This window comes from Limnohabitans sp., from assembly GCF_031539175.1.
Lineage (GTDB): Bacteria > Pseudomonadota > Gammaproteobacteria > Burkholderiales > Burkholderiaceae_C > Limnohabitans.
This window is the reverse complement of sequence record NZ_JAVKLQ010000007.1, coordinates 42,942-62,559: the sequence shown is the minus strand read 5'-3', so window position 1 is coordinate 62,559 and position 19,618 is coordinate 42,942. Positions and strand designations below refer to the sequence as shown.

The 19,618-nt window shown below is 58.9% G+C and carries 20 protein-coding genes; 9 read left to right on the top strand and 11 right to left on the bottom strand.

Features of this window, described 5'->3' with window-relative positions; genetic code table 11:
- Window positions 1–18 precede the first annotated feature (18 nt).
- From boxA to RMS95_RS01610, 6 genes are all read right to left on the bottom strand, one after another.
- Complete coding sequence (gene boxA / locus RMS95_RS01635; protein ID WP_310643003.1) at window positions 19–1,296, bottom strand: benzoyl-CoA 2,3-epoxidase subunit BoxA; 1,278 nt, start codon at window positions 1,294–1,296, stop codon at window positions 19–21.
- 14 nt (window positions 1,297–1,310) lie between these two features.
- Window positions 1,311–2,738 (bottom strand): benzoyl-CoA 2,3-epoxidase subunit BoxB, encoded by a 1,428-nt coding sequence (gene boxB / locus RMS95_RS01630; protein ID WP_310643001.1) that lies wholly within the window; start codon window positions 2,736–2,738, stop codon window positions 1,311–1,313.
- 90 nt (window positions 2,739–2,828) lie between these two features.
- Window positions 2,829–4,496 (bottom strand): 2,3-epoxybenzoyl-CoA dihydrolase, encoded by a 1,668-nt coding sequence (gene boxC / locus RMS95_RS01625; protein WP_310642999.1) that lies wholly within the window; start codon window positions 4,494–4,496, stop codon window positions 2,829–2,831.
- 205 nt (window positions 4,497–4,701) lie between these two features.
- On the bottom strand, window positions 4,702–5,592 hold the full coding sequence (locus RMS95_RS01620; protein WP_310642998.1) for a helix-turn-helix transcriptional regulator: 891 nt from the start codon (window positions 5,590–5,592) through the stop codon (window positions 4,702–4,704).
- 105 nt (window positions 5,593–5,697) lie between these two features.
- A complete protein-coding gene (gene apbC, locus RMS95_RS01615) occupies window positions 5,698–6,789 on the bottom strand; it encodes an iron-sulfur cluster carrier protein ApbC (protein ID WP_310642996.1) in 1,092 nt (363 codons plus the stop codon).
- A 97-nt stretch (window positions 6,790–6,886) separates the two neighbouring features.
- Window positions 6,887–7,168: an AraC family ligand binding domain-containing protein gene (locus RMS95_RS01610; protein WP_310642994.1), complete on the bottom strand. Its 282-nt coding sequence runs from the start codon at window positions 7,166–7,168 to the stop codon at window positions 6,887–6,889.
- A gap of 55 nt (window positions 7,169–7,223) precedes the next feature.
- On the opposite strand from RMS95_RS01610, the gene metG reads away from it, so the two are divergent.
- From metG to panC, 7 genes are all read left to right on the top strand, one after another.
- Complete coding sequence (gene metG, locus RMS95_RS01605; RefSeq protein WP_310642992.1) at window positions 7,224–9,296, top strand: methionine--tRNA ligase; 2,073 nt, start codon at window positions 7,224–7,226, stop codon at window positions 9,294–9,296.
- 6 nt (window positions 9,297–9,302) lie between these two features.
- On the top strand, window positions 9,303–10,055 hold the full coding sequence (locus RMS95_RS01600) for a YoaK family protein (protein ID WP_310642991.1): 753 nt from the start codon (window positions 9,303–9,305) through the stop codon (window positions 10,053–10,055).
- Entirely contained in the window at window positions 10,052–11,731 is a 1,680-nt protein-coding gene (locus RMS95_RS01595) for a SulP family inorganic anion transporter (protein ID WP_310642989.1), read from the top strand. Before RMS95_RS01600 ends, RMS95_RS01595 begins: the two co-directional genes overlap by 4 nt.
- Window positions 11,732–11,797: 66 nt before the next feature.
- Entirely contained in the window at window positions 11,798–12,001 is a 204-nt protein-coding gene (locus tag RMS95_RS01590; protein ID WP_310642987.1) for a DUF3460 family protein, read from the top strand.
- Window positions 12,002–12,098: 97 nt separating this feature from the next.
- Window positions 12,099–12,896 (top strand): ScpA family protein, encoded by a 798-nt coding sequence (locus RMS95_RS01585; RefSeq protein ID WP_310643171.1) that lies wholly within the window; start codon window positions 12,099–12,101, stop codon window positions 12,894–12,896.
- Window positions 12,897–12,937: 41 nt separating this feature from the next.
- Complete coding sequence (gene panB, locus RMS95_RS01580) at window positions 12,938–13,828, top strand: 3-methyl-2-oxobutanoate hydroxymethyltransferase (protein WP_310642985.1); 891 nt, start codon at window positions 12,938–12,940, stop codon at window positions 13,826–13,828.
- A 6-nt stretch (window positions 13,829–13,834) separates the two neighbouring features.
- A complete protein-coding gene (gene panC, locus RMS95_RS01575; RefSeq protein WP_310642983.1) occupies window positions 13,835–14,698 on the top strand; it encodes a pantoate--beta-alanine ligase in 864 nt (287 codons plus the stop codon).
- 30 nt (window positions 14,699–14,728) lie between these two features.
- Here the strand turns inward: panC and RMS95_RS01570 are convergent, their stop codons facing one another.
- The 5 genes from RMS95_RS01570 to RMS95_RS01550 form a co-directional block, all read right to left on the bottom strand.
- Window positions 14,729–14,914 (bottom strand): hypothetical protein, encoded by a 186-nt coding sequence (locus RMS95_RS01570; RefSeq protein ID WP_310642981.1) that lies wholly within the window; start codon window positions 14,912–14,914, stop codon window positions 14,729–14,731.
- Between the two features lie 16 nt (window positions 14,915–14,930).
- Window positions 14,931–15,986, bottom strand: coding sequence for an NAD(P)H-dependent glycerol-3-phosphate dehydrogenase (locus tag RMS95_RS01565; RefSeq protein ID WP_310642979.1), 1,056 nt, complete (start codon window positions 15,984–15,986; stop codon window positions 14,931–14,933).
- 21 nt (window positions 15,987–16,007) lie between these two features.
- On the bottom strand, window positions 16,008–16,457 hold the full coding sequence (secB, locus tag RMS95_RS01560) for a protein-export chaperone SecB (protein ID WP_310642977.1): 450 nt from the start codon (window positions 16,455–16,457) through the stop codon (window positions 16,008–16,010).
- 83 nt (window positions 16,458–16,540) lie between these two features.
- Complete coding sequence (grxC, locus tag RMS95_RS01555) at window positions 16,541–16,798, bottom strand: glutaredoxin 3 (RefSeq protein WP_310642975.1); 258 nt, start codon at window positions 16,796–16,798, stop codon at window positions 16,541–16,543.
- A 19-nt stretch (window positions 16,799–16,817) separates the two neighbouring features.
- The gene (locus tag RMS95_RS01550; protein WP_310642973.1) at window positions 16,818–17,225 is read right to left on the bottom strand and encodes a rhodanese-like domain-containing protein; all 408 of its coding nucleotides are present in this window, start codon (window positions 17,223–17,225) and stop codon (window positions 16,818–16,820) included.
- A 92-nt stretch (window positions 17,226–17,317) separates the two neighbouring features.
- Between RMS95_RS01550 and gpmA the strand changes: the two genes are divergently transcribed.
- Together gpmA and RMS95_RS01540 are read left to right on the top strand one after the other, a co-directional pair.
- Window positions 17,318–18,061: a 2,3-diphosphoglycerate-dependent phosphoglycerate mutase gene (gene gpmA, locus RMS95_RS01545; protein WP_310642972.1), complete on the top strand. Its 744-nt coding sequence runs from the start codon at window positions 17,318–17,320 to the stop codon at window positions 18,059–18,061.
- A gap of 79 nt (window positions 18,062–18,140) precedes the next feature.
- A complete protein-coding gene (locus RMS95_RS01540) occupies window positions 18,141–19,601 on the top strand; it encodes a S41 family peptidase (RefSeq protein ID WP_310642970.1) in 1,461 nt (486 codons plus the stop codon).
- Window positions 19,602–19,618 lie beyond the last annotated feature (17 nt).

Sequence of the window (19,618 nt, the reverse complement as noted above, 5' to 3'; positions counted from 1 at the left end):
CCTGCGCCTCACCTGGGGTTAATACGTCTCTAAATGCAAGCGCCCTTCGCGCTTCAATGCGGGAGCCACGTTGTCCCAGCCTAAGCCCGCGTCGTTGGCGATGTCGCGCAACGCCATGACCACGCCCTCCTCCATGCTCTTCAAACCGCAGACATAGAAATACGTGTTCGGGTCTTTCAGCAAGGCCGCCACATCGGCGCTGCGCTCGCGCATGAGGTCTTGCACATAGCGCTTGGGTTGACCGGCGGTACGCGAGAACGCGAAGTTGGTGTCGATGAAATCTTTGGGCAATTTTTGCAACGGGCCAAAGTAAGGCAACTCTTCTTGGGTCCGGGCCCCAAAGAACAGCATGAGCTTGCCGCCTTCAAACTTGCCACTGGCGCGCAAGCGGCGACGCCACTCGGTCATGGCGCGCATGGGCGCACTGCCGGTGCCTGTGCAAATCATGACGATGTTCGACTTGGGGTGGTTGGGCATCAAGAAGCTGGCACCGAAGGGGCCAATCACCTGCACCGTGTCACCCGTTTTCATGTCACACAAGAAGTTAGACGCCACACCTTGCACGGCTTTGCCTTGGTGGTCTTCGACCACGCGCTTGACCGTCAACGACAGGTTGTTGTAACCAGGGCGCTCGCCATTACGTGGGCTGGCAATCGAGTACTGACGGGCATGATGAGGCTTGCCTTGCGCGTCCACACCCGGCGGGATGATGCCAATCGACTGGCCTTCCAACACGGGAAACGGCATGCTGCCAAAGTCGAGCACGATGTGGTGCGTTTCGTTGGCGGTACCTGCATCGTTGACCTGCACATTGCCCACCACGCTGGCGGTCACAGGCGCTTTGGGGCCATGCAAATTGGTGTACGGATGCGCGGCAGACCAAGGCGGTGTGCTCGCACCAAAGGCGCCCGAGTTGAAGGACTCGCCCTCACCGGGTGTGGCGCTGGCAGATGCGGCAGAAGGTGCGCTCGCTTGTGGTTCAGCAGAGGCATCGCCCGACACACCTGCCGCTTGCAACTCCGCTTCGGTCAATGCTGCGGGCAGCTCGTCCCACGTCAATTGCTCTTCGATGCTGTACGCCGCTGCTTTGGGCATGCTGCGCCAGTTGTCGATCGAGCCCGTGGGGCAAGGTGGCACGCAGGCCATGCACAAATTGCATTTGTCGGCAATGACCACGTAATTGCGGGAATCGTGCGTGATCGCCCCCACCGGACAAGTGGCTTCACAGGTGTTGCATCGGATACAGATCTCTGGATCGATCAGATGCTGCTGAATAAGTTCGGTGGTGGCGTTCATGGCACAAATTTAACTCAGTTGAAACGGACGTAATCAAAGTCCACTGGCTGACGGTTGATGCCCATGACGGGTGGCGCGATCCAGTTGGCGAACTTGCCTGGCTCGACGACACGGCCCATCAGGCTGGCCACATAGGCGCGGTCTTCGTTGGTTGGCAACCACTCGCCCACTTGCGCCATCCACTGCTCGTCGGTCACCACCTGGCCATCGGGCGTGATCTTGGAGCCGGACAAAGAACCGATGTTGCGGTGGAACGCCTTGTGCGGTGCCTTCAAAGTGAAAGGAATGCCCGCCTTGGCGATCACGCGGTTCCAACGGTCGATGCCGCCTTTGGAGTCGGTGATGTAGTCGTCGCGCAGCACTTCGTTCAAAGCGTTGAGCATGGGCACTTCTTTTTCAACCAAGGAACCGTTTTCCACGGACAAGATCTTGTAGCTGTTGCCCTTCAGGATGTGGTCATCACCACGCTTGCCTTCTTCGTAACGGCCCTTCAAGCCAGAGCTGTAGAAGGTGGCAGCGTTGGACGACTCGTCGGCACCGAACAAGTCGATGGTCACCGAGAAGTGGAAGTTGATGTAACGCTGGATGGTCGGCAGATCGATCACACCGGCAGCGCGCAGTTTGCCCACATCGTCGGTTTTGAGTTCGTTCATCACATCGACGGTGCGCTGGATGGTGCGGCTCACACCGGACTCGCCCACAAACATGTGGTGTGCTTCTTCGGTCAGCATGAACTTGGTGGTGCGAGCCAGAGGGTCGAACGCGGATTCGGCCAGAGCGCACAACTGGAACTTGCCGTCACGGTCGGTGAAGTAGGTGAACATGAAGAAAGACAACCAGTCGGGCGTCTTCTCGTTGAAGGCTTGCAGGATGCGGGGGTTGTCTTCGTTGCCGCTGTTGCGTTGCAGCAGCGCATCGGCTTCTTCACGGCCGTCTTTGCCGAAGTATTTGTGCAGCAGGTAGACCATGGCCCACAGGTGGCGGCCTTCTTCGACGTTGATCTGGAACAGGTTGCGCAAGTCGTACATGCTGGGGGCGGTCAAGCCCAAGTGGCGCTGCTGCTCGACCGATGCGGGCTCGGTGTCGCCTTGCGTCACGATGATGCGGCGCAGGTTGGCGCGGTGTTCGCCAGGCACGTCTTGCCAGGCTTTTTCACCGATGTGGTCGCCAAAGTGGATCTTGCGGTCTTGCTCGCCGGGGTTCAGGAACACGCCCCAACGGTAGTCGCGCATCTTGACGTGGCCAAACTGGGCCCAGCCTTGCGGGTCGACGCTGACAGCCGTGCGCAGGTACACGTCCATGTCGGTGGAGCCTTCGGGGCCCATGTCGTCCCACCAGTTGATGAAGTTGGGCTGCCACTGTTCGAGGGCGCGTTGCAACGTGCGGTCTTCCGACAGGTTGACGTTGTTAGGAATTTTTTCGCTGTAGTTGATACCGGACATGAGAGTCTCCAGAAATTAAAAAGCAACGGTGGGGTCAAAGTTCGGTTGCAACGCGGACCACCGGGCACCGCGCTGCACAACGTCAAAACATCAAACGCGGTTCAGGTCGAACTGTACTTTTTCGCCTTTGCCGTAGACCTTCAAGGCACCCTTTTCGCCGACGGCGTTGGGGCGTTGGAAGATCCAGTTTTGCCACGCCGAGAGGCGGCCAAAAATACGGGTTTCCATCGATTCCTTTTGGCAGAAGCGCAAGTTGGCTTCCAAGCCGGTCAAGCTGTCGGGCGACATGGCCGCACGCTCTTCGACGGCGAGGCGAATTTCATCGGCCCAATCGATGTCGTCGGGCGCAGCGGTGACCAAGCCAAGTTCCAAGGCTTGGTCAGCGTCCAACTGCTGACCCACAACAGCACGCACGTTCTCGAGGGCCGTGACTTCTTCGTAGAAACGACGCTGCAAGCGTGACTGGTGGTTGACCATGGGGAAGTGACCGAAGTTGAGTTCGCTCAAGGCCAACTTGGGCGCTTTTTCAGGCGCATCAGGCAAAGCCAACATGTAAGCGCGGTCGGCGGCAAAAGCCAACTCAGCCAATGTGCCGGCAAAACAAGAACCTTCGTCGATCAACGCGAACAAAGAACGTGACGACACATCGATGCGGGCCAAGGTGCGGCGCAGCATGCCCAGTGTTTCATTGACCAACCAATGCGCTTGGTGCTGGGCCAACACGGCGTCTGAGTCCAAGGCGAGTTGCACATCGCCTGCGGTGCGCAAGAGCCAAGTGCCGATGTCGAGTTCGTTGGTGCGCATGCTCAAAATGGCATCGTCCAACTCGCGAGCCATTTGCAGCGGGTACCAGTTCACGCCTGCAGCTTCGATGCCTGCCACCGTGGTGGGCACCGCCGCTTTAGGCGCGTGGACCGTGAAGGTAGCGGTGCGCTTGGCACGGTCGATGGCGACTTGCACGTACTCGTAAGTCAAGGCGTCAGCCGTGACGGTTTTGTGCAACGGTGTCAGCGTCACGCCTTTGCCTGCCGCTGCAGCGCCTGGGCGCTTGCTGCTGCTGGCGTATTTTTGGGCACGGGCTTGCACAGCCTCTGCAAACTTGGCGGGCTTGGCGATCTCGTCCACCAAACGCCAGTCGACGGCCTTTTGGCCCCGCACGCCTTCCACGCTGGTGCAGAAGATGTCGGCGTGGTCGTGGCGAACTTTGCGCTTGTCAGTCACGCGGGTCAAACCGCCAGTGCCGGGCAACACGCCGAGCAAGGGCACTTCAGGCAACGACACGCTGGAAGAACGGTCGTCCACCAACACGATGTCGTCACAGGCCAAGGCCAATTCGTAGCCACCACCCGCGCAAGCGCCGTTCACCGCAGCCACAAACTTCAGGCCATCGTGGCGGCTGGAGTCTTCAATGCCGTTGCGGGTTTCGTTGGTGAATTTGCAAAAGTTCACTTTCCAAGCGTGGGTCGAGAGGCCCAACATGAAAATGTTCGCGCCCGAGCAGAAGATGCGATCTTTCAAGCTGGTCACCACCACGCTCTTGACTTCGGGGTGCTCAAAGCGGATGCGTTGCAACGCGTCGTACAACTCAATGTCCACACCCAAGTCGTACGAGTTGAGCTTCAATTTGTAGCCAGGGCGAATGCCGCCGTCTTCGTTGATGTTGAGTTGCAAGGTGGCGATTTCGCCTTCGTACTTGACCGACCAGTGCTTGTACTGGCTGGGGTCAATTTGGTAGTCGACGGTGGTGGCTTGGCTCATGGGAATCTCCAGAAGGGGTGGCTTGGCGTTGGATCGTTGCGTGCTGTCTGTGCATCGCCTTGATGTGCATCATATTGCATATTCCAAATATGGCAACTGCATTTTTGTGCATACTAGGGAATATGCCTATGCCGGAGCAGGTGTGAGAGCGCCAAGCATGGCCACGCAAACCCGTCGCAGGGCTGGGAAAACGGCTTGAGGAAACTTAAAGCGGCAGCTTCAGCGCCTGACGCACTTGGGTGCGCAGCGCCAAAAAGCTGTCGTCCAGCGGCTGGGCACTGGTGTCAAAGGTGAGGTCGGCTTTGGCATAGAACGCCGAGCGGCCTTCCAAAATGCGCTTCAAATCTTCCAGCGCCTCTTTGCTGCCCGCCATCGGGCGCATGTCGCCTTGCGCGGCAACGCGTCCCAAATGGTCTTCGGGCGCCGCTTTGAGCCACACCGTGAAGCAATGCGACAGCGTTTCATTGAACGTGGCCGAGTCGGACACCAAGCCGCCGGGTGTGGCGATCACCACTTCGGGGTAAATCTGAATCGCCTCTTCCAAGGCGCGCCGCTCGTAACGGCGGTACGCGTTGGTGCCATAAAGGTTGTGGATTTCGCTGATGCTGCAACCGGCAAACTTCTCGATCTCGCGGCTCAGCTCGATGAATGGGAAACCCAAGTCGTCGGCCAAGCGCTGACCCAAAGTGGTTTTGCCTGCACCGCGCAAGCCCACCAGCGCGATGCGGTTGCTGCGTGCCCGCTCGTCGCCATGGGTGCCAAACATGTCGCCAATCTGCTGACGCACGCGGCGCAACTCGCCTTCGTTGCGCTTTTCGAGCAATTCACGAATCAACAGCCATTCGGGCGAAGACGTGGTCACGTCGCCCAACAGCTCAAAAATCGTGCATTGCAACGCCTGCGCGACTTGCAACAAGATCAGGATGGAAGCGTTGCCAGTGCCTGACTCCAAATTGGCCAAGTGCCGCTCAGACACCCGCGCTGCCTGCGCCACCGCTTTGCGCGTGAGGCCACGGCGCGCTCGCAAGGTGCGCACGCGCTCGCCGAGTGTGGTGAGAAACGGATGGCGGGACAGGTCGTCGTCGGAAAAAGACATGGCTGCACTTTAATGCAAATTCGACCTGAACTGCAAAATAGTGCAGATAGCAAAAACCCGCGAACACGTGCGCGCTTGCGGGTGAGAAGCCGAGAAAACCGACGATCAGGTGTCTTTAGAAATCTTGATGCTGGGGAACTTGCTGGAGAAGTCTTTGGCCTTGGCCGCAATTTTCACCGCCACTTGGCGGGCCACCGCCTTGTAGATGCCTGCAACATCGCCGTCAGGATCGGCGACCACCGTGGGTTTGCCACTGTCGGCTTGCAGGCGGATTTGCATGTTCAAGGGCAAAGCGCCCAAGTAGTCCATGTTGTATTGCTCCGCCATCTTTTTGCCGCCGTCGGCGCCAAAGATGTGTTCGATGTGGCCGCATTGGGTACAGACGTGCACGGCCATGTTTTCGACCAAACCCAGGATGGGCACGCCCACCTTCTCGAACATCTTGATGCCTTTTTTGGCGTCCAACAAAGCGATGTCTTGCGGCGTGGTGACGATCACCGCACCGGTCATGGGCACGCGCTGGCTCAGCGTGAGCTGGATGTCGCCCGTGCCGGGGGGCATGTCGACGATCAAATAGTCCAGCGCCTTCCAATTGGTTTGGCGCAGCAACTGCTCCAACGCTTGGGTGGCCATGGGGCCGCGCCAGATCATGGCTTCGTCTTGGTCCACCAAGAAACCGATGGACATGACTTGCACGCCGTAGTTCTCGAGTGGGTCCATGGTTTGGCCGTCGGTGCTCTCGGGGCGGCCTTCGATGCCCATCATCATGGGCTGGCTGGGGCCGTAAATGTCGGCATCGAGCAAGCCCACGCTGGCCCCTTCGGCGGCCAAGGCCAAGGCCAAGTTGGCGGCGGTAGTGCTTTTGCCCACGCCGCCCTTGCCCGAGGCCACAGCAATGATGTTTTTCACTTGCGGCAACAAGGCCACGCCGCGCTGAGCCGCGTGCGCCACGATGTTCATGGTGATGTTGGCCGACACGTTGTCCACGCCCGCCACGCCTTTGGCTGCGGCAATCAGCGCTTTGCGAAAACCTGCAATTTGGCTCTTGGCGGGGTAGCCGAGCACCACGTCAAACGACACATCGCCGCCTTGAATTTGTAAATTTTTGAGCGCTTTGGTGGTAACAAAGTCTTTGCCGGTGTTGGGGTCGATGACCGTCTGCAGGGCGGCGGTCAGGTTTTGTTCGTTCAGGGCCATAAAAGCTTCTTCGTTCTAGAAATAGGAATTGCGCGCAAGTCTAGCGCGGTGCGTTTGACCGCATAAAACACAGGTCATCCCCGCGACTGAGTGCGGATCAGCCGTTTTTGCGCGCCACCCAATACGTCGCGCCCTCCGCGCCGTAGCGCTCGTCATGGGGCACATCACGGGCCAGTTCAAAGGTCGAGCCTCGCAACAGGTGTTGGGTTTGGCCATCCACGGTCAGCCACATCTCGCCCTGCGTCACCACGGCTTGCACGGCAAACGGGTGGGTGTGGGTGGCCAACACGGTGTGCGGCGCCCAGTCGCGGGCCAGCACTTCGTCAAAGCCAGCGGCCAAGGAGGTTTGTTTGAATTCGTCAAAGCTGGGGAGGTTCATGGGCAAATTTTGCAGGAACTAAAATCCACCCCCTTGTTCAAAGGTCTTGTTCTAAATGTCACAGCGCCAGCTTTTCGTCACCACCGCCCTGCCCTACGCCAACGGCAACTTCCACATCGGCCACATCATGGAGTACATCCAGGCCGACATCTGGGTGCGCTTCCAGCGCATGCAGGGCCACCAGGTGGATTTCGTGGGCGCAGACGACACACACGGCGCGCCCATCATGATTGCCGCCGAGAAGGCGGGCATCACCCCGCAGCAGTTTGTGGCCAACATCGCTGCAGGCCGCAAGCCGTATTTGGACGGCTTTCACATCCAGTTTGACAACTGGCACAGCACCGACGCGCCCGAGAACCACGAGCTGGCCCGCCAGATTTACCGTGACCTGCGCGACATCCCTGCATCTGAAGGCGGCTCGCTGATTGAGCGCCGCACGATTGACCAGTTCTTCGACCCCGAGAAGAACATGTTCTTACCCGACCGCTTCATCAAAGGCGAGTGCCCCAAGTGCCACGCCCACGACCAATACGGCGACAACTGCGAAGTGTGCGGCGCGGTTTACGCGCCCACCGACCTCATCAACCCCTTCTCCGCTTTGTCGGGCGCCAAGCCTGAACTGAAAAGCTCAGAGCACTTCTTCTTCAAGCTGTCTGACCCTCGCTGTGTGGCGTTTTTAGAGAAGTGGACCCAAGACGGCAAGCTGCAGCCCGAAGTGGCCAACAAGGTCAAAGAGTGGTTCACTGTGCGCACCAACCCCGATGGCACCACCAGTGAAGGCTTGGGCGATTGGGACATTTCGCGTGATGCACCTTACTTTGGTATCGAAATTCCAGACGCGCCGGGCAAATACTTTTATGTGTGGCTCGACGCGCCCGTGGGCTACTTGGCCTCGCTGAAACACTTGCTCGACAAGCGCGGTGAGAACTACGACGCCTACATGGCCAACGACAAGCTGGAGCAATACCACTTCATTGGCAAAGACATCGTCACGTTCCACACGCTGTTCTGGCCCGCCATGCTGCACTTCAGCGGCCGCAAAACGCCCAACAACGTGTTTGTGCATGGCTTCCTCACCGTGAACAACGGCGAAAAAATGAGCAAGAGCCGTGGCACGGGCCTCGACCCGCTCAAGTACCTCAGCCTCGGCATGAACCCCGAGTGGCTGCGCTATTACTTGGCCACCAAGCTGAACAACAAAAACGAAGACGTGGACTTCAACGCCGAAGACTTCATGCTGCGCGTGAACAGCGATTTGATTGGCAAGTTCGTCAACATCGCGTCGCGTGCGGCGGGCTTCTTGACCAAGCGCTTTGAAGGCAAACTCACACAAAGTTTTGGCGAGCAAGGCACTGCGTTGTTGAACGACATTCACGCCGCCAAAGACAGCATCGCCCAAGCCTACGACGCCCGCGAATACGGCAAAGCCGCCCGCGAAATCATGTTGCTGGCCGACAAGGTCAACGCTTATGTGGACCAACACAAGCCGTGGGACTTGGCCAAAGACGCGGCCAACAACGAAGCCCTGCACCAAGTGTGCTCGTTGCTCATCAACGCCTTTGCCGAGCTGAGCCGCTACTTGGCCCCCGTGTTGCCAGCACTCGCGCAAGCCGTTGAAGCCTTCACCGGCACGCCCATGCAAAACTGGAACGCCACAGGCTACGTGACCCACATTCAGCCCTACCAACACCTCATGCAACGCGTCACCCCCGAACAACTCGAAGCCTTGTTTGAGCCACCAGCCGTGGTGGAAGAAAAAGTCACCCCCGGTGGCGAAGAAATCGCCCCCACCATCAGCATCGACGACTTTGCCAAGATCGATTTGCGCATCGCCGAAATCGTCAACTGCGAAGCGGTGGAAGGCTCCACCAAACTGCTGCGCCTCACACTCAACGTGGGTGAAGGCAAAACGCGCAATGTGTTCAGCGGCATCGCCAGCATGTACAAGCCCGAAGACTTGGTGGGCAAACTCACCGTGATGGTGGCCAACTTGGCCCCACGCAAGATGAAATTTGGCATTTCCGAAGGCATGGTGCTCGCCGCCAGCCACGCGGACGAGAAAGCCGAACCCGGCATTCACGTCCTGCACCCATGGCCAGGTGCCAAGCCAGGCATGCGGATTCACTGAGTCGGCATGTTCCCACTCATCCACGGCTGGACCAGCATTGCGCGGTCGAACCAAGCCAACGTCAAGTTGGGGGCCGTGTTGAGTTTTGTGGCGGGTGCGGCCAATGCGGGTGGTTTTTTAGCCATCGGACGTTACACCTCGCACATGACGGGCGTGGTGTCTTCGGTGGCTGACGACTTGGTGCTGGGGCATTTCGACTTGGTCGCCACGGGCGTGGGGAGTTTGATCGCCTTCGTGGCAGGTGCCATGAGCACCGCCGTGTTGGTGAATTGGGGACTGCGCCGCCATCTCGCCAGCGCTTACAGCTTGCCCTTGCTGTTGGAATCTTTGGCCCTACTGGTGTTTGGTTTGTTTGGAGCGGCCATCAGCAGCTTTGCCAGCGTATTTTTGCCACTCACGGTCATGCTGCTGTGCTTCATGATGGGCTTGCAAAACGCAGTGATCACCAAAATCTCCCATGCCGAAATTCGCACCACGCACATCACCGGCTTGGTGACCGACTTTGGCATTGAGTTGGGCAAGTTACTTTATGTGAACCGCAGCAGCACCTCGGCACAAGGCGTGCCCCAAGTGCGTGCCAACCGTCAACGCCTGCGTCTTCAAGCGTTGTTGATTGCTTGTTTTTTTTGTGGCGGCGTGGTGGGGGCTCTGGGCTTTAAGGGCTGGGGCTACATCACCACCTTGCCGTTGGCGTTGTTGCTGTGGACCGTGGCTTTGCGCCCCGTGCTCGACGACGTCAAAGATAGGTTGCAACGATGAATTTGGCTTCTTTCTCTTTTTTCCGTCCCCGTTTGCTCGATGCCTTGCAGGGCTACAACCGCACGCGTTTTGTGCAAGATGTGGGCGCAGGCGTCACCGTGGGCGTGGTGGCACTGCCGCTGGCCATGGCGTTTGCCATTGCCTCGGGCCTCAAGCCGGAAGCGGGTTTGTTCACCGCCATCATGGCGGGCTTTTTGATTTCAGCCTTGGGCGGCAGTCGCGTGCAAATTGGCGGGCCTGCGGGGGCGTTCATCGTCATCGTGTACGGCATTTTGGAACGCTACGGCTTGGCCAACCTCATCATCGCCACCGTCATGTCAGGCATGATGCTGTTTGCCATGGGCGTGATGCGCTTGGGCAGTTTGATTCGGTTCATCCCCGTCGCCGTGGTGATTGGCTTCACCAACGGCATTGCGGTGCTGATCATGGTGTCGCAGGTGAAAGACTTTTTAGGGCTCAGCGTCACAGCCATGCCCGCCGACTTCTTTGGCATTTTGCGCACGCTGGCCTCACACCTCGACACACTCAACCTGCAAGCCTTGGCGCTGGCCTGCGGCTGTTTGGGGCTGCTGGTCGTGTGGCAATTTGTGATGCCCAAGCTGAGTCAGCAACACGCGCACGCCAAAAAGATCAGCGTGGTGCCCGGCTCTGTCTTGGTGCTGGTGCTGGCCTCGCTGGCCAGCCAAGCACTGAACTTGAACGTAGAAACCATCGCCTCACGCTTTGGCAGCATTCCCAACACCTTGCCCGCCTTTGAATGGCCCACGTTCAGCTGGGAAACCGCTAAATTTTTGTTAATTCCGGCGACCACGCTGGCCTTGCTGGGCTCGATTGAGTCGCTGCTGTGCGCGCGCATTGCCGACCAAATGATGGCCGACAGCCCCTATGGCGACCGCCATGACGCCAACCAAGAGCTGATGGCGCAAGGCATTGCCAACATGGTCACCCCATTTTTTGGTGGCATGCCCGCCACGGGCACCATCGCCCGAACTGTGACCAACGTGAAAAACGGTGGCAACAGCCCCATCGCGGGCATGGTGCACGCCTTGACCTTGCTGGTGGTGATGCTGGTGGCTGCGCCTTTGGCGGCCAACGTGCCGTTGGCGGCGTTGTCGGCCATTTTGATGTTCGTGGCGTGGAACATGGGCGAATGGCGCCAATTTGTGCACCTGCGCCAATACCGCATGCCTTACCGCGCCACGCTGTTGGCGGTGTTTTTGCTGACGGTGGTGGTCGATTTGACCGTGGCCGTCGAGGTGGGCCTGATTGCCGCGTGCCTGACTTTCATCTACCGCATCTCCAACCTCACCCGCGCCGAACCCGTGTCGGCGCAAGACCAACCCGCCTTGGCGGGGCTGGGCGACGACGTGCAAGCGCACCGCTTTTACGGCGCATTGTTTTTTGGCGCGGTGAAGCTGGTGGAGGCCGTGGAAGAAAACTTACCCGCCCGCGCGGTGGTGCTGGACCTGAAAAACCTGATCTACATCGACTCGTCGGGCGTCGATGCCTTGCTGTCTTTGGCCCGTGCCTGTCACAAAAAACAACGCCGATTGGTGCTGTGTGGCTTGGCCCACCAGCCGCTGGACATTGCCCAACGCAGCGGCTTGGTGGGCGAGGCCTCGCATGCCGAAATGGCCGCTGACTTGACCCAAGGCATTGCCTTGGCCACAACCTGAGCCACGCGTCAGGACCCGTGCAGCCTGCATCGTTAAAATTCACCTCTTCTCTTAGGAACCCTCACCATGTCGATCTTTCAACGCGACCACTACACCTCTGAAGCCACGCAGTTCATCGAACAGCTCAAAGCCCAAAAGCCTGGCTTGGAACAAGCGCAACGCGATGGCCGCGCCCTGCTGTGGGACAAAGAAGTGAACCGCGACGTGCAGCAAGACCTGCAAGCCGGCCGCGTGGCGCAAAAGCCTTACGTTTACCAAACGAACGCATAAAGACCTTCGGTCTTGGCCTAAGCCTTCCGATTAAGCGCACGCTGTGAACCCTGCTGACATCACCCTGCCCACCGCCGAGGCACCACCTGCCTCCGCCATGCCTGAGGTGATCGACAACGTGGCCGTGGCCCGCCTGTATGGCGAGCCCCTGTTCGCCATGCCGCAGGACTTGTACATCCCGCCCGATGCGCTGGAAGTTTTCCTCGAAGCCTTCCAAGGCCCATTGGATTTGCTGCTGTACTTGATCCGCAAGCAAAACTTCAACATCCTCGACATCCCGATGGCGGCGCTCACGCGCCAGTACCTGAGTTATGTGGACGAGATTCGCAGCCGCAACCTAGAGCTGGCCGCCGAATACCTGCTGATGGCCGCGATGCTGATTGAAATCAAGTCACGCATGCTGCTGCCGCCCAAAAAGGTGGCTGAAGGCCAAGAGCCCGAAGACCCGCGTGCCGAGTTGGTGCGCCGCTTGCTCGAATACGAGCAAATGAAGCTGGCGGCCGCCAAGCTCAACGAAGTGCCGCAATACGGACGCGACTTCTTGAAGGCGCAAGTGTTCATCGAGCAATCGCTGCAACCGCGCTTCCCCGACGTGCAGGTGGTGGAGTTGCAGCAGGCGTGGGCCGATATTTTGAAGCGCGCCAAGCTCATTCAGCACCACAAAATTTCGCGCGAAGAGCTGTCGGTGCGCGAGCACATGAGCATCGTGCTGCGCAAACTCCAAGGCCAACGCTTTGTCGAGTTTGAGAAACTCTTTGACCCCGCACAGGGCGTGCCCGTGTTGGTGGTCACCTTCATCGCGCTGCTTGAACTGGGCAAAGAAACCCTGATCGAAATCACGCAGGCCGAGGCCTTTGCGCCCATTTACGTGCGTTTGGCCTACACGCCGAGCTAACGCGTCCACACCTCAACGACTGGCATCTGGCCGCATCCTTTATGAGCAACTCCAGCAACGCCCCCCAAAGTCAAAACGCATCGCCTTACGGCACCTTGCCACCGGCCTCGCCCGTATCGGCCCGCAAACCCATCAGCTTGCCGCGCTTGCACGACATGCGCGCACGTGGCGAAAAAATCACCATGCTCACCGCCTACGACGCCACCTTTGCCGCCGTGGCCGATGCCGCTGGCGTGGAGTGCCTGTTGGTGGGCGACTCGCTGGGCATGGTCTGCCAAGGCTTGTCGAGCACCGTGGGTGTCAGCTTAGACACCATGCGTTACCACGTCGAATGCGTGGCGCGTGGCGTGCAACGGGTGCAAGGCACCACATGGATCATTGGCGACCTGCCCTTTGGCAGCTACCACGAGTCCAAAGAGCAAGCCTTGCGCAGCGCCAGCGTGTTGATGCAAGCCGGCGCGCACATGGTCAAGCTCGAAGGCGCCGGCTGGACCACCGACACCGTGCGCTTTCTGGTCGAGCGTGGCATCCCCGTGTGCGCCCACTTAGGCCTGACACCGCAAACCGTCCACGCTTTGGGTGGCTACCGTGTGCAAGGCCGTGGCGAGTCGGCGGTCCAACTGCGCCAACACGCCTTAGACCTGCAAGACGCCGGTGCCTCCATGGTGGTGCTGGAAATGGTGCCCGAAGCCCTGTCGACCGCACTCACCCACGACCTGCCCCGCTGCCACACCATTGGCATTGGCGCGGGCAATGGCACTGCCGGTCAAGTCCTGGTGATGCACGACATGCTGGGCATCAACCTCGGCAAGAACCCCAAATTCGTTCGCAACTTCATGACCGGCAGCCCCAGCGTGCAAGCCGCCATGGAGGCCTACGTGGCCGCCGTGAAAGACGGCAGCTTCCCTGTCAACGCTGAACACGCTTGGTAAACACACATGCACATCGTCCACACCATTGACGACCTCCGTCGCGCACTGAAACCAGCCGCCCTGCGCGCCTTTGTGGCCACCATGGGCAACCTGCACCAAGGCCACTTGGACTTGATGCAAATGGCCCGCCAAGCGGTAGACGCCCGCGCCCCGCAAGGCGGCATGACCGTGGCCAGCATCTTTGTGAACCGCCTGCAATTCGGCCCCAACGAAGACTTCGACACCTACCCCCGCACCTTCGAGCGCGACTGCGAGCAACTCGCCGCCAACGGCTGCGACGTGTTGTTTGCGCCCTCTGAAAAAGACCTGTACCCCGAACCCCAAGTGTTCAAAGTACACCCTCCCGCTGACCTGGCCGACATCTTGGAAGGCGCCTTCCGCCCCGGCTTCTTTGTGGGCGTGAGCACCGTGGTGCACAAACTCTTTAACTGCGTACAGCCCGACATCGCGTTCTTTGGCAAAAAAGACTACCAACAACTCATGGTCATCCGCCGCATGGTGCAACAAATGGCGCTGCCCATCGAGATCATTGGCGGCGAAACGCGACGCGCTGAAAACGGTTTGGCCCTGAGCTCACGCAATGGCTACTTGAGCACCGAAGAGCGTGCGGAAGCCGTGCAACTGTCGATGGCGTTGAAGGGCTTGGCGGCTGCGGCACGTGCAGGTAATGCGGCTGGCGTGCTGGATGTGACGACGATCGAAGCCGCTGCGATGGAAGCGCTGCGTGCGCGTGGCTGGCAACCTGACTATCTGACGGTGCGCCGTCAACATGATTTATCGCCGCTCACCGGGCCTTGTGACGAACCGCTGGTGGTGCTGGGTGCGGCTAAGTTGGGGAAGACGCGGTTGATTGATAACTTGGAGGTTTGAGCGCGATGGCGCCAAAGCTGCTGCTGACGCCTATTTTTTGAGCTTCTCACGCTCCTGTTTGTATTGGTCGTAGTCTGGCAAGGCCTTGTCATCTTGCCCCGTCCCCGCAGATTTCGCACGCTGCGTGGCGCGAATACCTTCATACACAGACTGCTCCGTGACCACGCCACACGCGGTGAGGCAGATACACAAGAGCCATGCGAAAAGCAGACGCATCTGTTGCTGCCTGCCTTTACTCGCCCTTAGCCCCACGCCCCATCAAGACAGCGACCGCCTGTGCAGGCGAAATCTGGCCATCGAGCAAGGCCACCACAGCTTGGGCAATCGGCATGTCCACGCCCAAGGCTTGGGCACGTTGCACCACGGTACGGGCGCAATACACGCCTTCGGCCACATGACCGAGTGAGTCCACCGCTTGTTGCAGAGTCATGCCTTGGGCCAAGGCGAGGCCCACTTTGCGGTTGCGGCTGAGGTCGCCGGTGGCGGTGAGCACCAAGTCGCCCAAGCCCGACAAGCCCATGAAGGTTTCGGCCTTGGCGCCCAAGGCCACGCCTAAGCGTGTGATTTCAGCCAACCCACGGGTGATCAAGGCTGCACGGGCGTTGAGCCCGAGCTGCAAGCCGTCGCACAAACCGGTGGCAATGGCGAGCACGTTTTTCACAGCGCCGCCGACTTCGACGCCGACGATGTCGTCGTTGGCGTACACGCGCAGGCTGGGGTTGTGAAAGGCTTGCACCATCGCATCACGCGCCGCAGCATCGCTGCTGGCAGCGACCAAGGCAGTGGGCATACCGCGTGCCACTTCTTGGGCAAAACTGGGGCCGCTCAATGCGCCACCGCGCAACACGGGGGCGACCTGTGCGCGCACTTCGTGGGCCATCAAGCCCACGCCCATCGGCGAGGCATCTGGGCGTGCAGAACTGGCGTGCGAAGCGTCCAAGTTAAAGGCCTCGGGCTGCGCAGCCTCAAAGCCTTTGCACAGCCACGCCACGGGCACTCGGTCGCCCAAGATTGGCGCCAACTGCGTCAGCATGCCGCGCAAGGCGCTCATGGGCGAGCCCACGACCACCAAATCTTGTTCGGCCAGCCATGGGCCCAGAGCTTCTGAAGACACCTGCACACCGGCAGTGAACGGCAAGCCGGGCAGGTAGCGCGTGTTCACACGCTCCGCCTGCATGGCTTGCACTTGGGACGCATCGCGCGCCCACAAGGTCACCGCATGGTGTGCGCCTGCGTTGATGGCCAAGGCGGTGCCCCAAGCACCAGCGCCAAGCACGGCAATCTTCATCGCAACAGCCTAGGTCTGAAATTACTGAACCGCAGCGGCAGCTTGTTGCTGCTGTTGTTGCTCGTACATGGCTTGGAAGTTGATTTCAGCCAAGTGCACTGGTGGGAAACCCGCGCGTTGGATGATGTCGGCCACGTTACCGCGCAAGTAGGGGTAAATAATTTGTGGGCAAGCGATGCCAATGACGGGACCCATTTGGTCTTCGGGCAGGTTGCGCACTTCAAAAATACCGGCTTGTTTGGCTTCGACCAAGAACACGGTTTTGTCTTGAATTTTGGTGGTCACAGTAGCTGTCACGGTGACTTCAACGATGCCATCCGCCACTTGTTCCATGCCCACGCCCAACTGGATGTCCACAGAAGGCTGCTCTTGGGCCATCAAAATGGCGGGCGAGTTGGGTTGCTCCAACGACATGTCTTTCAAGTAGACGCGTTGAATTTGAAATACGGGAGTTTGTTGTTCGTCAGACATTATTCTTTTCCAAGTGCATAAAAAAACCCGCGTCGGCAAAACACCGAAGCGGGCGACCCATCGGGAAGCTGAATTATGTCAGCTTAAAGCTGCAACAAAGGCACCAAACCGCCTTGGCTGTCGAGCGCCATCAGGTCGTCACAACCGCCCACATGGGTGTCACCAATGAAAATTTGAGGCACCGTGCGGCGCCCCGTAATTTCCATCATATAGGCACGCGCTTGCGGGTCAGTGTCGATGCGCACTTCTTCAATGTTGGCGACGCCTTTGGCGGTCAACAGCTGTTTGGCACGGATGCAATAGGGGCAAACGGCGGTGGTATACATCTTGACGGCTTGCATGCAGGTCTTTCAGAGGTAATTAGGCTTTGGAGAGAGGAAGGTTAGCTTCTTTCCAAGCTTTGAGTCCGCCCTGCAAAGAATGCACCTTCTCGTAGCCCAGTTTTTGAGCCACCGCTTGGGCACGCTTGGAGCGCGAACCGGCGGCGCAGACCAAAATCAAAGGCACGCTTTTGTTTTTGACCACACTGGCCAAACGGCCTTCAAGTTGGTCCAAAGGCACGTTCACGGCGCCGTTGATGTGCGAAGCCGCAAATTCTTCAGCGCTGCAGACGTCAATGACGATGCCTTTTTCACGGTTCATGCACTGCACCGCCTCATTGGGCGAAATACCGGTTGCAGCAGCACCTTGCACCACAGGCAGCACCAAGAAGAAGCCGCTGCCGAGTGCCACAGCAATCAACATCCAGTTATCGAGAATAAATTTCACGGGGAATCCAGTTCAGGGGGGTTAGAAAAATTCGTGTCAGCCCCGCATTCTAAAATCATGGCTAACCTTTCACTGACTTTGTTTCACACACCATGTACAAGCTTGTTTTAATCCGCCACGGCGAATCGACCTGGAACCTTGAAAACCGCTTCACCGGCTGGACCGATGTTGACCTCACCCCCACCGGCATCGAACAAGCCAAAACGGCGGGCCGTTTGCTCAAAGCCGAAGGTTTTCAATTCGACGTGGCCTACACCAGCGTCTTGAAACGCGCCATTCGCACCCTCTACCTCGCTTTGGACGAGATGGACTGCACTTGGCTGCCCGTGGTGAAAAGCTGGCGTCTGAATGAGCGCCACTACGGCAGTTTGCAAGGCCTGAACAAAGCCGACATGGCCAAACAATACGGCGACGAACAAGTGCTGATCTGGCGCCGCAGCTACGACACCCCCCCACCTGTGCTCGAAGCTACCGACCCCCGCAGCGAGCGCAGCGACCCCCGTTATGCCAAGCTCGACCCCGTGCAAGTGCCGCTGACCGAATGTCTGAAAGACACCGTCGAACGGGTCATGCCGTTCTGGAACGAGTCGATGGCCCCCGCCATCAAAGCTGGCAAACGCATCGTGGTGGCCGCGCACGGCAACTCCATCCGCGCCTTGGTGAAGTACCTCGACAACATCGGTGATGACGAGATCGTGGGTGTCAATATCCCCAATGGCATCCCCTTGGTGTACGAATTGGACGAAAACCTCAAACCCATTCGCCATTACTACTTGGGCGATGCCGAAGCTGCCGCCAAAGCCGCGGCCGCAGTGGCCTCACAAGGCAAAGCCTAATCGACCTGTCAACCAACGCGCCGTCAAGGCGCGTTGTATATTGAGCCTCTCGCAAATCACGTCAACACTCAAGGGCAACATGAGCCACAAACTCAAGATCGCAGGTTGGATCACCGTCGGCGCGCTGGCCGGCGCACTGACCACCGTCTCGCTGCAAACCACGGCACGCGCCAACATGGCACCGCTACCGTTGGAAGAGCTGCAGCAACTCGCCGCCGTGTTTAGCATGGTCAAGAGCGACTACGTCGAGCCTGTGGACGAGAAAAAACTCATCAGCGACGCCATCACCGGCATGGTCGCTAGCCTTGACCCGCACTCGCAGTACTACGACAAAAAGACCTTCAAAGAATTCCGCGAAGGCACCACCGGTCGCTTTGTGGGCGTGGGCATTGAGATCACCCAAGAAGAAGGTTTGATCAAAGTGGTGTCGCCCATCGAAGGCTCACCCGCTTTCCGTGCGGGCATGAAGTCCGGCGACTTGATCACCAAAATTGACGACACCGCGGTCAAAGGCCTCTCGCTCAACGACGCGGTCAAACGCATGCGTGGCGAGCCCGGCACCAAAGTGTTGCTGACCATCTTCCGCAAAGACGAAAACCGCACGTTCCCCGTGAACATCATTCGCGAAGAGATCAAAACACAGAGCGTTAAAGGCAAAGTGGTGGAGCCCGGCATGGGCTGGATTCGCCTGAGCCAGTTCCAAGAGCGCTCGGTGGACGATTTCGCTAAAAAGCTCGAAGACATCTACAAACAAGAGCCCAAGCTCAAAGGCTTGGTGCTGGACTTGCGCAACGACCCAGGTGGTTTGTTAGATGCTGCGGTGGCCGTGTCCGCCGTGTTCTTGCCTGAAAACGTGGCCGTGGTGTCAACCAATGGTCAATTGGCTGAGAGCAAGTTTGTCTACAAAGCCTCGCCCGAGTTTTACCGTCGCACCAGCGGCAATGACCCGATTGCCCGCTTGCACCAAGCGACCAAAGGGATTTACCGCACCGTCCCCTTGGTGGTGTTGGTGAACGAAGGCTCGGCCTCGGCCAGCGAAATCGTCGCGGGCGCCCTGCAAGACCACAAACGCGCCACCATCATGGGCAGCCAAACCTTTGGCAAAGGCTCGGTGCAAACCGTGCGTCAGCTGGGTGCAGACACAGCGTTGAAGATCACCACGGCGCGTTACTACACGCCAAGCGGCCGCTCCATCCAAGCCAAAGGCATCGTGCCTGAAGTGTTGCTGGACGACACCGCCGAAGGCAGCCCATTCGCCATTTTGCGCATGCGTGAAGCCGACTTAGACAAGCATTTGGAAAGCGGCCAAGGCAAAGACACCAAAGACGCTGCCAAAGAAAAAGAGAAAGAAAAAGCCCGCGAAGAAGCCATGAAGCGCTTGGAAGAAGAGTCTAAGAAGCCCAACAGCGAGCGTCGCCCGCCTGAGTTTGGCAGCGAGCAAGACTTCCAACTGCAACAAGCGCTCAAGCAGCTCAAAGGCCAGCCCGTGTTGGCCAGCAAGACGCAAACCGAGCGTCCTGCCGAGAAAAAAGACAAATAAGCCACAGGTGGGTTTGC